General features: G+C 34.8%; 13 protein-coding genes. All 13 read right to left on the minus strand.

The annotated features are described in order from the left end of the window. Nucleotides 1-151: 151 nt before the first annotated feature. A complete protein-coding gene (locus I573_RS10470; RefSeq protein WP_016186415.1) occupies nt 152-4,297 on the minus strand; it encodes an isopeptide-forming domain-containing fimbrial protein in 4,146 nt (1,381 codons plus the stop codon). Between the two features lie 2 nt (nt 4,298-4,299). Then, nucleotides 4,300-4,935, minus strand: a complete 636-nt coding sequence (locus I573_RS10475; RefSeq protein WP_016186414.1) for a SipW-dependent-type signal peptide-containing protein — start codon at nt 4,933-4,935, stop codon at nt 4,300-4,302. Between the two features lie 12 nt (nt 4,936-4,947). Continuing rightward, complete coding sequence (locus I573_RS10480; RefSeq protein WP_016186413.1) at nt 4,948-5,838, minus strand: BsaA family SipW-dependent biofilm matrix protein; 891 nt, start codon at nt 5,836-5,838, stop codon at nt 4,948-4,950. Between the two features lie 8 nt (nt 5,839-5,846). After that, complete coding sequence (locus tag I573_RS10485; RefSeq protein ID WP_016186412.1) at nt 5,847-6,557, minus strand: hypothetical protein; 711 nt, start codon at nt 6,555-6,557, stop codon at nt 5,847-5,849. Between the two features lie 59 nt (nt 6,558-6,616). Further along, complete coding sequence (locus tag I573_RS10490; protein WP_016186411.1) at nt 6,617-7,708, minus strand: BsaA family SipW-dependent biofilm matrix protein; 1,092 nt, start codon at nt 7,706-7,708, stop codon at nt 6,617-6,619. A 45-nt stretch (nt 7,709-7,753) separates the two neighbouring features. Next, nucleotides 7,754-8,326, minus strand: a complete 573-nt coding sequence (locus I573_RS10495) for a signal peptidase I (RefSeq protein ID WP_016186410.1) — start codon at nt 8,324-8,326, stop codon at nt 7,754-7,756. A gap of 204 nt (nt 8,327-8,530) precedes the next feature. Beyond that, complete coding sequence (locus I573_RS10500) at nt 8,531-8,923, minus strand: YbgA family protein (RefSeq protein WP_016186409.1); 393 nt, start codon at nt 8,921-8,923, stop codon at nt 8,531-8,533. 40 nt (nt 8,924-8,963) lie between these two features. Then, the gene (locus I573_RS10505) at nt 8,964-9,713 is read right to left on the minus strand and encodes an alpha/beta hydrolase (protein ID WP_016186408.1); all 750 of its coding nucleotides are present in this window, start codon (nt 9,711-9,713) and stop codon (nt 8,964-8,966) included. 15 nt (nt 9,714-9,728) lie between these two features. Next, nucleotides 9,729-10,277, minus strand: coding sequence for a TetR/AcrR family transcriptional regulator (locus I573_RS10510; RefSeq protein WP_016186407.1), 549 nt, complete (start codon nt 10,275-10,277; stop codon nt 9,729-9,731). Beyond that, a complete protein-coding gene (locus I573_RS10515) occupies nt 10,270-11,160 on the minus strand; it encodes a phytoene/squalene synthase family protein (RefSeq protein ID WP_016186406.1) in 891 nt (296 codons plus the stop codon). Before I573_RS10515 ends, I573_RS10510 begins: the two co-directional genes overlap by 8 nt. After that, nucleotides 11,150-12,637: a phytoene desaturase family protein gene (locus tag I573_RS10520; protein ID WP_016186405.1), complete on the minus strand. Its 1,488-nt coding sequence runs from the start codon at nt 12,635-12,637 to the stop codon at nt 11,150-11,152. The genes I573_RS10515 and I573_RS10520 overlap by 11 nt, the downstream gene beginning before the upstream one ends. Before the next feature lie 7 nt (nt 12,638-12,644). Further along, nucleotides 12,645-13,325: an ABC transporter ATP-binding protein gene (locus tag I573_RS10525; protein ID WP_016186404.1), complete on the minus strand. Its 681-nt coding sequence runs from the start codon at nt 13,323-13,325 to the stop codon at nt 12,645-12,647. A gap of 11 nt (nt 13,326-13,336) precedes the next feature. Further along, nucleotides 13,337-14,404: an ABC transporter permease gene (locus I573_RS10530; protein ID WP_016186403.1), complete on the minus strand. Its 1,068-nt coding sequence runs from the start codon at nt 14,402-14,404 to the stop codon at nt 13,337-13,339. Between the last annotated feature and the right edge of the window lie 38 nt (nt 14,405-14,442).

Genomic DNA, 14,442 nt, shown 5'->3' on the forward strand with positions numbered 1-14,442 from the left:
GACAGAAGGAACTAGCTCCAAAAAAATAAGCCTAATCATTTCGATAATAGTCCCATCTATTTCGGAAATGATCCGGCTTATTTAAGAAGGAATAGATTCTGGGACTCACCCAATAAAAATAGGCTATAGAGTATACTCTATAGCCTATTTTTCAATTGAATTTATTTGTGGCATAATCCCAATTGTACATCGGTGGTTCTACTTCTTCGTTCGTTGGTTTGATCCAATCATCAGGCTTGATATACATGGTGACCCAATATTCATCTGCATTCGTATAGTCCAGTGTTGGTAAGCCTGTTTGGATACGATTTGCTGAATTATGCGCCACATTTGTAGTGGTGACTTGATAACCAGCATACTGATAGAATTCAGGAATGGTAATACTTGGAATGATCCCTTGTGCTCCACTTGCTAAAATGAGTTGCATTTTTCGATACGCACCATTTGTATTTTCTGCATAAGAACTAGCTGTAATAGTTGAACGCGAGAAGGATGTTTTCGTTTGTAAATCAATATTATCTAATGTGAAATACGAAGTCGTCGGCATGACTAAACGATAATTTCGATTACTAAAATTAGGATAGATCGCTTCTTGTTTAAGATTGATTCGAACAACTTTGATTTTAAAAGTCGACGTATCCTTATCCAATTGTTTTTGAGGATTATCTGCATAAAACGTAGCTGTGTTTAGTACAGCTTGATTTTCTTTTCCAGATAATACTTTTGCATCATAAGTGACTTTAACTGCTTGATTCGGTTTAATCGTAGTACCATTGATATGAATGATTAATTTACGATCTGCCTTTACCCAACTATAAGCATCATCTTTATTTTGGACCACTGAATTTAATTGTAATACTTTTTTAGATCCTGCTACTTCATTTCCATTTTCGTCTAATAACACCAGTTGAATATTTGTTGGTTGTTCTAACTCAGCTGGCAGTATATCGTAAATATATGATCCAACTAAATCTGCATTCGGAGATGTATTTTTTGCTTTTAGCGTATAGCTCACTACATCATTGATCCGTGCTCCTGTATCTGATTTATTATTTAATTTTTCAATACTCCCTGTTATCCCACCTAATAAAACTTCAAAATTCGAGTCTGCTTTATCAATTGATTGGTTTTTGGAATCTTGCCAATCAGCTTTATTGGTTTTGATTTCATTTACCGTTCCTGTAACTAGTTTACTTTTATATGTGATCGTTACTTTTTCACCTGGTTTAATCGTCGTTGCATTTAAATGAATCGTTAACCGGGTATTCCCTTGATCAAATGTATAATAATCGCTAGTCGTATTCCCTGAAGCTGGTAAGTCTACTCCATTTAACTGAATATTCGTCGGTAAGTCCATCCCAGGTGGTAAATCATCATAAATAAATGATTTAGAAATTGAAACTGATTGCGTTTTATTTGTTGCGATTAATGTATAGTCTACTACATCTCCAGGCACTGCACCTGTGCTCGATTTAGAATTCTGTTTTGTTAAATCTCCCTTTAAAGTTTCTTCTAAAACTGGAACCTCTGAATTATCTTTGCTTAATATAGTTCCAGTTGCAGCATATAATGTAGCTGTATTTGTCACCTTATTGCCAGGAATTCCTGATAGTAATTTAGCATCATACGTTACTGTTATACTCTCTTGTGGTTTAATATCCGTTCCATTAATATGGATAATCAACTTACGATCAGCGGCTAACCACGTGTAAGCATCTTTCACTTGTCCCGTTAGATTAACATCATATTTAGGAAGTGGAACCCCATTTAAACGAATATTTGTTGGTTCACCTAATTCACTCGGTAATATATCGTAAATATATCCTTTAGAAAGATCTGTGAATGATGATGTATTCGTTGCGACTAACGTGTACGAAATTAGATCGTTTACAATTGCACCTTGCTCTTTGTTATTGTTTTTCTTAATCAATCCATTTAGTGATTCAAACACTGTAATAGTCGAGCTGCTTGTATCCAGTGTGTTATCATTAATATCTTTTAATACAACGGTATTCTCTTTTGTTCCCACTGTTGCATCTTTGCTCACTTTAGCGACATACGTAACATTTGTCGTTTGATTCGGACCTAATTGTGTTTGATTAAAATGAATAATCAATTTACGATTTGATGCATCCCAACTGTAATAGTCTGTCGTATTAGAAAATTGATTACTTAAACTTGTATTTCCCACTTTAACTGCTGTTGGCGCGTCTAACCCGACTGGTAGCGTATCTTCGAGTGTGAATTTTTTCAACGTTAGTTCTGTACTATCATTTTTGGGTGTCAACGTGTATGTTACATCTGTTCCAGCTAAAACAGGATCAGGTCGATCATTTTGTTTCTCTACACTACCTTTTGTTTCAACTACTTTAATTGTCGAATCGGCTTTATCTAAAGAGGTTTGATCTGCCAAGAACAATTCTGCATTATTGGTTAGCGTCCCCGTACGTGTCGGAATATTTGTATACGTGATCGTTACCGATTGGCCAGGTTGAATTTTTGTCCCATTCATATGAATCGTTAATTTATTTTTTGTTGCATCCCAACTATAATAATTCCCATTGGCATTCACTATTTTTGTTAACGCTTGTGTACCTAATTTAATATTCCCTGGTTCCGTTAATTCAGCCGGTAATGTATCTTCGATATACGCTTTTTCCATTGATGTTTCTTTGGCAGTATTTGTCGCTTTCAATGTATAAGTGACTATCTGATTTAAAGGAATCGGATTAGCTTGATCATTTGTTTTATCTAGTGTACCTGTAAGTTTTTCAGGTTGCTTAATTGTGACACTAGAGTCGGCTTTAGGAGGATTAGGTACATTTTTACCATGTAATTCTGCTACGTTTTTTTTCGTTTCATTTGCATTTCCACTTAAAATAGAGCTCGTATAAGTCAAGGTTTTTCCTGTTCCATCCAATCCATTATAAGCACCTGCGTCCATTTGTGCCTGTGTTGTTTGATTAAAATAGACAGTTAATACATTATTGTTAAATGTATAGTAGTCACCATTACTATTTGGTGTTTTACTAATCGATTGGTTATCAAGTTTTACATTTGTAGGTTCTGACATCCCAGCTGGAATCGTATCCACAATATACGGATCGACTACTTTACCACTTGGACTAGATACATTTACAGTATAGTTGATTGCATCGCCAACTTTCACGGCACTTTGAGCAGAATTTTTTTTCGTAATTTTAGCATCACTGATATTTTTAGCGTACCAGAAAACCATATAACGTTTAGTATTATTTAAAGAAGTATTCCAAAATCCATCTGTAGAGTAACTTGTATCAACTGTATTGTCGGAAGAATTTAAAATACTTTTTTGATTGAATAAAAAGGTATAATTATTAATATTTTGTTTACTGATTGACAACGGTTGATTATAGTAACCAGACACTCCATCGTCCGGTGATATTCTAGCACCAAATTTTTTCATGTTTATTAAATCTTTTTTTGGTGCAGCTATATCTCGATAATAAGCTTTTACTATTTGGGGATTAGATAAATTAACATTTCCTACAAAAAATGCTGTATTTGGATCGTTGATCCCGTAGAATCCTTTAGTGCTACTAGTCGAGTATTTCATATTACTACTTAATTTAGCTGTTTCATTTCCTGTTTTAAAAATAAAATAAATATTTTCGATATCAGGTTGATTCGTTAAACTCGCATTAAAAGGTGGAATCTGATTAGGATTAAAATATACAAAAAATGCTTCTGTAGTTCCAAAAAAATTAGCATTTTCAAAATTTAATAACTGGCTAGCTGGTGCAGTTTTATTTGTTCCATTGGTATATCCATTTTTATTTACACGACTGTTAATATCCCAAGAACGATCGATATAAAAATTACTAGCTGGAGAAACAGTAGTTTGACTATAATTCACTGCTTTTACATTTTTAGCGACAATCCCGTGTCGATAGATATAAGCGTAAGGATGCGTATCACCAAATTTTGCTAGTGAGAAAGTAGTGTCTATTCCAGCATTATATATCATTCTATTATTATTATTTGGATCTTTAGTATTAGTAGATTTAGGAGGGTTATTTATTCTACTTCTATTAAGAACACTGTCATTTTGCCAATCATTAAAACTAATTCCAGGATCTAAAACAGAAGTCAAAGCACGCTCATTCAAAAATTCTTTAGGAGCCTCCTCACTCTCTGTCTCAACTATTTCATCACTTTCATCCACAGCTTGTATCGTCGTACTATTAATGCCAATCGCGATTCCAATCAAAAGAACAAAGAGGAAAAAATATTTTAATTTTTGTTTGAATAAGTGCATGATTAGTTTCCTCCTTTAGTCTTAATCGAAATAGAATCGTAAAGCGAATCAATTATTTTTAAGTTTGATTGAGATGGTATTGTGCCATGGAAATATGCATCTCTAAAGTTTACACCTGCTGCGGAGACTGTTTCGCTTTTTATACTGATTGTTAATTTCATATTTTGATAATTTGCATCTAAATTATTCGCGAGTGTGACTTTCGCAAACAATGGTTGTGTTGTTTCATTGGCATTTAATACTTTTTTGTAATAATAAAAACCATCTTCACCCAACAGCCAATCAGAACCGATATCCAGTTGAATCTCTTTTCCAATATTACTCGCTAGTAACACTTGTCCATCACTCATCGTCATTTCTGGTTGTACGAGAACTCGAACAAACAATGGTGCTTTTTCTTCATTTTTAATCGTAACTTTTTTCGAATAGGACTTTCCAATTTCAACTGTTCCTGGAGGTGTAAATTCTTCTGTAATGGATCCTTTTAATCCACTAGCGGCAAAGTTATTTTCTTGACTATCTTTATCTGTAAATGATGCATATGTATAACCACCTAAAATACCTAGACCAATCAAACCGACTAGGAGTGTACTCAAGATGAGCATTAATTTAGGATTTATTTGTTTTTTAGCCTTCATCTTCCATCACTCCTAGTTGATTTGTGCGTTCAATAATTTTTTCGCTTCACTGTTTTGATCTAACTGCCAATCTGTAAAAATAGAAGTTGTCGAGTCATGTGCATCTAAATAAACTTCGATTGCATATAAAGCATTTTTATATTTATTAGGGAAATTATACGCTAAGGTCACACTTTCTAATAAATTACTGGTCATTTCACCTGGATTTAAAGGTTTAGAGTAATAGAAAAAGCCATTTTCATATAGCCAGTATCCTTCTTGATTATTTGCATTGAATTCTGTCACTAGATTTGGATTAAAATTCAACTGAAAATACTGTAATTTATTATGGACATTTTCTTCTTTTTGATTAGAAACGTATTCCATTCGTTCTTTTGTTGGATCTTTACTATACGTGTACATTTCTTTATCTAAAGGATTCGTCGAAGGTGCCATTGCATAATTTGCAATATAATACTTCCCATTGTCTGCTAAATAAGTTCCTTTAGGACTACTTTTACTAGCTGGTTTCCAAGTACTCGTGTCACGATCATTGACAATAGGGTTCACAGGCCCTGTTCGAGTATTTAAATTCGCATTTCCTGTTTTATCAGTATAATTCACCTCAAAATCAAGTAAAAATTCATATAATGAGATTCGGACCATTGAAGGGGTATCCCCTGCATTTTGAACAGCTACACCTTTAGTTTTGGTCTCGTTCGGGTTCCAGTTTACTACTGGAGCGAACACTTCAGTCAATTTAGATTGAAAAACAGTCCCTTTAAAACTATTGACCGTTTGATCCGAAGAAACATACCATGCATACGTCCCGACACTAAAACTAAATGCACCTAACATTAAGATCAAAGCTGTGAGGAAAACTTTTGGATACGTTCTAATTGTTTTAATTAATTTATTCTTCATAAGTTTCCTCACACCTCTTTCTTATTTTTCATTCGGTTGATAATAATCAAACATACTGCCCAAATAATCAATAATCCCAAACTGATTAGCATACCACTTTTTAATTGCTCATTAGTCATCGGTAAATTACCAAATGGTCGATTATTTGATCCTGTTCCAGGAAAAGTTCCTGGTTGATCTGGTTTACCACTTTGCTTTTTTTTAATAGCTGAGAATGTCCAAATATTTTCCATTTTATTGCGAACGGCAAAATCTTTACTTGTATATTTATCAGATAGAGAATATTCAACTTCAAAAATACGTGTATCTCCTGAAGCAAAAGTACCTAGATCAAGTGGTGTTTTTTGTAAATTTTGTGTCTCATTAATCCCAGACGCTGGACCTTCATATACAATTTGTCCTTCATATGTTAACTTCATTTGAATCGCTTTGGATAAATCTAAAATCCCGGATACTTTTGCTGGTGATATCCTTAAATCTAACGTATATGGAACATCCTTTTCAGTATTTTGAATCGTAAGTTTTTTATACCAATTCTTTCCCGGCATCACATCCGTAACATCTACAAAATACTCACCATCATTTTGTACTTTAATTCCTTCATTATCCCCAATCAAAACGCTAGAAGGTAAAGTTTGCGCGTGCACGGTTACGGTCAATAGAAAACATGTAGCTAATAAAAATAGTAAAGGGATATATGAAAAAACAAATTTTTTCATCCATTCTTCCCCCAATGTTAATGAAAGCTGGTAAGCTGTCGCTCACCAGCTCTCATTTTTTAATTTGATGGTGTAGTTACTTTCTTATCTGCAACTGATTCTAAAGCATTTTTTAAGGTATCGTTAGTTGTTCCTACCCATTGATTGCTTCCAGCTGCACCTTCAATTGCTTGGATACTATCCGCATTAACCGTTAAATCATATTTAACTTTTGTATAACTATTATCTGCTCCATCATCTAAAGTAACCGATTTAATTAATAATGGTGTAGTATCTTGAGGTGCTAATTTACCAACATAGTAGAAGCGTCCACCAGCACTATTGTAGTACCATTTACCTTGTGTTGGTGTACTAGCTAAATTCACAAAATTGATTTTGATTTGTTTTCCACCATCAGTAGCCGATACCACAGTTGCATTTCCATCTTGATCAGGAGACACAGTCGGTTTGTCAATTGTCCAATTTGAAGTTGTCGCTGTAGCATAATCAAGTGTTATGAACTCATATTGAGGTGTAGTCTGTAAAGACACTGTACCATTATCTAGTTTTTTATAAGAATCCACTTTTGCATAATATTTGAGATCTTTTTCTGCATCATACCAATAAGCTGTATATTGATTATTTTTAGAAAATACTTTTAAGGTATACGTACCTGCATAGTCATTTGGATCCTCATCTTGTTTTGGAATTGTAAACTTAGGTTCTCCTTGGACTACATCACCTGATGTATTGGTATAAGATAGATTCGTTACTGGAGAAAATCCTTCTAAAGTACCATTATATGGATACACATAAATTTCCTCTTTGCTTTTCCCTGTAATGTTCGCTGGGTCCGAACTTAATTTCCCAAATTCGCCACCCGTCACTGGTTTTAGTTTTTGTAATGTACCTTCAAGTGACACACGAACAAAAGAATTATACAGACCCGAATTTAAAATCCCAACTTCTTTTTTAACTTCTTGACCCGGTTGCCAGTCTGTTGGTGGTGTAAAGTCCTCGACGATTTCAACATCATTGCCGCCTACGCCACCTTCGAATTTATTGACTGTTCTGTCATTACTTGTAAACCAAGCAAATGTTCCCACTAATACACCGATTGCTGCTAAAGCTGTTGCTGCTGCAATCCATTTTTTACGATTGTTTTTTTTCATTTCTTCTTCCTCCAAACTTACATAATTGCTTTTTCTTTTGGCTCATTATTCTTTATCTGAGGCGAAATCTTTAGAAAATAATTGCTTGATGCCCCAAAATAGTGCAAGTCCTGCAATAAAAATAATCAGTGAAAGAAAAAGGTGTTCCCGAATAAACAATAACCAACCGCCGACTGCTGGAATTCGAAACACTTCTTTTCCAACGATATCATTTGCGCTCGTTGGTCGATCAGGTGAACGGTTCGCATCTCCTTGCGTAGTGATTTGGTAATTATTTGAATCACTCGAATCAATCTTGATGATTCGGTGAGTTAAATAATTCGTTTCATCTTCTGTGTTAGTAGAAGAACTCAAACGCATCGTGACCACATCTCCCACTTTTAAGTTGCTTGGTTCAACCTCTTTAACAACTAAAATATCCCCTGAACGAAAACCACCCTCTTTCAATGTATTATTTGGTGCAATCATAGAGTCCGTCAATACTCCAAAAATTCGATAGCCATTGACCGAACGATTTTGCGTTTGCATAAAAGCAAATAATCCGATACCTAACAAAAATGTCACAATAATTACATAAAACACTACATCCCATATCCATTTGAATCTAACTTTTTTCATTGTCTTTAGCCACACTCTCTTACATACACTATCATTCAATAAAAAAACAAATGATTTTTTTCACATTCGAAAAAAATAAAAAAGCACATGTACTATAGATTTTATTTTTCTAATGTAAACATTAAAGTAAAAAAACTGTACATGTGCTATTTATATTCGATTGGTTACACTTACATTATAACGAAGTTCACAAAAAATTCAAACTTAACGTGAATTTTTTTCAAAAATTTTCGAATCAATTAAATAACGATTTTTATATTTTGAACTTAATTTTTCTAGCTTATCCAATACTTTATTTAATTCGATTTCCTGAGGTTCCAACAAAGCAAAAAATTCTTTTTTTTCTTCAATCGTGGCTTCTTTTTTAAAATAGCCCCAAATATGCAGTGCTGTATTAATTATACTCCCTCTTGTTGGTCTCACCTGTTGACATTCCATTAAAATGGCTTCATAGCGTCTTTGCTTCTCAAGATTCCACTTATTTCCTTTAGCTAGATGACGAATTTCTTCGTATGCTTGTTGAGAATGCAACATGACCCAATATTTATGATATGCCCAAGACAATTGAAATACTTTTAATGATTCATCCACTGGCATTAGTTTGCTCCTTTCTAAAAAAGACTTCCTAATCAGTTGATTAAGAAGTCTTACTTGTGACTACTTGTTCAGTAACCCACTCTGTTATATACGTACTAATTTTCGTTTGCTGCATTGCATTAGAAATCGTAGCATCTTTGTCGCCTTTTTGATCACCATATGTTCCAAATCCAGCATGATTGCCACCTTTGATTTCCACATATTTTGTTTGCTTTGGAAGATAGGTTTTTGATTCCTCATAACGATCCCAATTTAACACGCCATCATTTGATGCTGTGATTGAAAGTACAGGAAAATCGGCCTGTGCTAAACTTCCTTTCTTATCTGGATAACTTGCTAATAAGATGACTCCAGCCACTTCATTTTCATGTGCTTTTGCAAATCGACTAGCCATCACACCACCTAGAGAGTGCCCAGCCAGTATAAATTTTTCATTAGGATGTTGTTCAATAATTTCTTGTGCAGCATTAGGTTTTAGCACGGCTAAACTTAGCGGAACTTTCAAGATATAGACATTAATCCCGGAGGACGCTACTTGAGATGCCCAAGGACTATAACTTTCTGAGCTTACAAACGCTCCCGGATAGAAAATGATACTCGTTGGATTTTTACGTCCATTTGTATACAGCTCATAATTTTTGGTTTTCGTTGCCACTTCACTTTGTCGTTGTGCTTGTGCTGTAGCAGGATATAAGCTGCTTTTGATAAACAGTCCACTTCCAATGACGAGTACAATGATAACTATAAATAAAATACCCAAGACCTTTTTCCAACGAGGCCACTTTTTCATATTTGTTCTCCTTTTTTACTCCACTTTCTCTTCAATTACACCATATAAAAACACATGGACACTTTTGGACAAATCGACTTGCCGATTCGGTGTTTCTAAATAAGAAGCGATTAAAATAAATAATTGACTAACTGCAAATGATGGATCAATTTCATTTTTTAAATGAAATTGATTTTGTTCAAATAATTCGATAAATGGTGCTCTATACGATTTTATCCATAATTGATACAATTTTTGAGACATTTCTTTAGATAACGTATGCTGGATATCATGCATCATAACAAATAAATTAAACGGATGCTTTTGCTGTAAGAATAACGCCATATGTAAAATTTTTTCTTCAACTGTATAGTTGGGGTTAGTCGCAATCTTTCGCAACTCTGTCTCGACTGTTTCAGAAAGACGCAACATGACATGATAATAGATGTCTTCTTTTTTCTTAAAATGATAATACAAGGTTGGCTGTGTAACACCTAATTTCTCCGTAATCTGTCGTGTCGACGTCGCTCGGTATCCTTGTGTCATAAATAATTGCTCTGCAACATCTAAAATCTCTTCATACATTCGCTCCACCTGCAGTTAGCTGGTGTAACTCTTTCGTTGCCTGATGAAATAATTCCAATTTACGAATACGGCCGACAGCTTGACGTTTGGTCAACATTTGATACTGATGCGTACGGATTTCCGTTAAGATCTCTCTGTAAACGACTGCAGCTAGATAAAGTGGTTTACGCGCAGCAGGCTCGATTAAAGGTAACATATCTAAAGACTCGTCGTATGCTTGCTCAGCGATTTGTGCTAGATATTCCCATAATTCGATTAATTGCGAATTGGGCCTATCTGCGCCTAAGTCTGCATTACATACATGAAATTGCGCCATCATTTCTTTTGGTAAATAGATACGACCCATTCGATAGTCTTCTCCAATATCGCGTAAAATATTCGTAATTTGCATCGCTTCCCCTAATTTTTTAGCTGGTTCTTGAATTTCGGGTGCATGTTTTGATAAGATCGGCAATAACATCAAACCGACGCTTCCTGCAACATAATAAGCATATTCTTGTAAATCAGCCAACGTATTCGGTTGTTTAAATTCAAGATCTTTTGCTTGACCATTTAGCATGTCATAAAAGGGTTGGATCTCCATCTCGTAATGATCAAATACAACGGCTAATGCTCTAAAAATCGGTTCGTCTGGAATTTCACCTTGTTCAAATGCTTCTAATTTTTCATACAACCGCGCAAGTTCATCTGAATTTTTTGTTAGATCCACGATATCATCTGCTGTACGACAAAATGCATAAATAGCAAAGATACTTTGCGCTTGTTCTTTAGGCAATTGTGAGAATGCAAAATAAAATGTTTTCGAATGTTTCTTGATACTCTTCTCGCAAACTGCAAAATCAGCTTGCTGAGAAGAAAAAGTATAGATTTGTTTATTGATCATCTTTGACCAGCTCCTCTACTGCAAGTTTTGCACTTTGCATGACGATCGGCACTCCCGCTCCAGGATGGGTACTACTTCCACAGAAATAGAGATTTTCTGCATAATCAAATTTATTATGAGGACGATAATAATTACTTTGCGATAAAATCGGTTTTAACCCAAAAGTCGCGCCATTATAAGCGTTGAACTGTTGTTTGAATTTATCGGGTGTATAGTATTTCTCGAATACAATGTGTTCATCTAAATCGGTAAATTGTGTTTTTTCTTGAATCAATTTTACGACTTTATCACGGTATACTTGAATGGCCTGATCTGACCAATCATGATATTTAGATAATTCTGGCACAGGAATCAACACATAAAGTCCTTCTTTTCCTTCAGGTGCTAAATCTTTGTCTAGTAAAGTTGGACGGTATAGATAAAATGAAGGATCTTCAGGAAGTACACCATCTTCAAACAAATCACTAACATTGCGTTCAAAATCTTCAGCAAAATAAATACTGTGTAGCGTTTCACCAGGATAGGCTTTATCTAATCCTAGATACATCAAGAAGCAAGAGCATGAATATTCCATTTTATCGATTTTTTTATCACTGTATTTCCCACGTTTTTTTTCATCTGGAATCAAATGTTTCATGGCATATGGAAAATCTGCTCCACAAACGACTGCATCTGCTTTAATCATTTCTTGACCAATTCGAATTCCTTTAGTCATTTTGTTTTCAATCACAATTTCATCAACTGGTGTACCGTAATGTGCTGTACCCCCTAACTCTTTAAACAAACGATCTAAAGATTTGGCTAACGTGTACATGCCACCTTTCATAAAATGCACACCATAAAATAGTTCGATCATCGGAATAATGGTATAAAGGGATGGTCCTTGGTAAGGAGATACCCCAATATACAAGGTTTGAAATGCAAGTGATTTACGCAAGCGATCATCTTTTACAAATTTTGAAATAGACGAATACGCATCACTGAATGTACGTAACTTGATTCCAGCCCATAATGATTTTGGATTATAAAAATCTAACGGTCCGCGAAAAGACTTTGTAATGAAATGTTCTTTAGCAACTAAATACCGTTTATAGATATCCGCTAAGAAAGCAAAATATCCTTGCGCATCTTCTTCTGAAATATCTTCTAATGTTTTGGTTAATTTGGTTAAGTCACTTGAAAACAGCAATGGATCATCGTTAGCAAAAAAAAGTTCTAGCATTGGGTCGACTTTTTCCATTGGAATATACTCATCGGGATCTTTACCACAGACTTCAAATACTTCACGATAGATTTCTGGCATCATCACGATCGTAGGACCTACATCAAAACGAAAGCCGTCTTTATCGATTTGGTTCATCTTGCCGCCTGGTTTGACATCTTTTTCATATAAATGCACGTCATATCCTAAATTTTGTAACCGAACGGCTGCACTTAATCCTGCTACACCTGCTCCAACAACAATAATTTTTTTCATGTACTACTCACCTGACTTTTCTTTTTTTTTCGCTTAAAATTCCATCTTTCATTATATATACTTTATCACAATATTCGACTAAACGGAGATCATGAGTTACCATTATTGTTGCTTTATTTTTCTCTTTTGTTTCTTTTGCTAAAATCTTTACTACTTCATAGGCTTTTTCAGTATCTAAGCTCGCAGTCGGTTCGTCCGCTAAAATGATTGTCGGATCATGATACAACGCTCGGATGATTGCGATTCGTTGACGCTCACCACCAGATAATTCTTCTGGATATTTCGATGTTAGTTTGTCAACTCCTAGTTGTGAAAATAGCTCTTGTCCTACCGCTCGTGGTTTTTGTTTTGTGACTTTATCGACTAACTTCAACTGATCTTTGACGGTTAAAAACGGAACTAGATTAGAGGCTTGTAAAATAAAGCCAATTTCTTTAAACCGTAGTGCAGCTCGTTGTTTTTCCTTTTTTTGACTAAAAGGTTGTCCGTTGATCAAAACTTCTCCAGTTGTAGGTGTTTGCAAGCCACCAATAATGGTTAAAAACGTACTTTTTCCAGATCCAGAAGGTCCGATAATTGCCACAAATTCTCCTTTTTCAACTGAAAAATTTGTTTCTTTTAACGCTTGGATCGTTTCATCCCCATCTTGAAATTGCTTGGTCACTTGTTTCATTTCAATTGCACTCATGTTTTCTCCTCCTAACTAATCGCTTTTAATGGATCAATTTTGACAATGGTTCGTACTGAAAAGAATGCACCGATGATCGCCACAACAATCATCATGACACTAACTGCAGCAAAGAATAATGCATTACTTTGAAAGGGTACAGCTTCTGGTAAAACTAAACCTGAGCCAATCGTGGCAAGTAAGCCAATTCCTACACCGACTACAGCTAAAAAGAACGTTTGTGCAATAACCGAACGTGCGATATATCCACTAGAAATCCCTTGTGCTTTCATAACGCCAAAGATCGCCGTTTTTTGCATCGTTAATACATAAATAAAGATTCCAATCACGACTGCTGCTATAACTACTAAAAAGCCGATCATAAATCCAAACGTCAACACCTGTGCGTTATACCCTGGTAATTTATTGATAAATGTGCCAATGGTCAAACTTTGTAAACTATCTGGTTTTTCTTTGATTTCGCCTTTCGTTACAATCGCATTTAATTTCATCGGTTGCATCTTTGCGCGCTCTCCATATTTCAACTGATGAACCGTTTCAAGGTTGGTATATAAAATAGGGGCGACATTAAATTTAGCATTTTTGGTAAAACCAGTAATGGTTAATTTTTCATCATTAGTGGCTAAAATGATCGTATCGCCTATTTTATAGTTGGAGTTCGTTTTTAAGCTTTCATCTGCAACGACTTCATTGTCCTTAGTAAATAATTTTCCTTCTGTAATTTCTGGTGTAATAAATTGAGCTGTATCAATCCCAAAGAAACTGACATTTTCTTTTTCATCTTTATCTCCTTTACGGTATACAATACCTGAAAGTTGAGATAATTCAGCTTTTTTATCGACCTCTACTTTGTCAAAATCTTTTGGATCAATCATCGACATATTTAAATTATCATTCGCTTCACTGGACAATAAAATGTCATCTGCTTGCCATTTATCAATTCCCATGCGGTTTTCTTGTGCTAATCCGTAAGCCAGTCCAGTTAAAAAAAAGACCAGATAGGCAATTAAAAACATGACGCCTATCACTAAGGTATAACGTAATTTTGAATGTTTAATCTCATTTAATGCTAAAAACATTGATTTTCCTCCTTTTTTGATAGAAAAAAAAGGCTATA

The organism is Enterococcus sulfureus ATCC 49903, from assembly GCF_000407605.1.
Classification (GTDB): domain Bacteria; phylum Bacillota; class Bacilli; order Lactobacillales; family Enterococcaceae; genus Enterococcus_G; species Enterococcus_G sulfureus.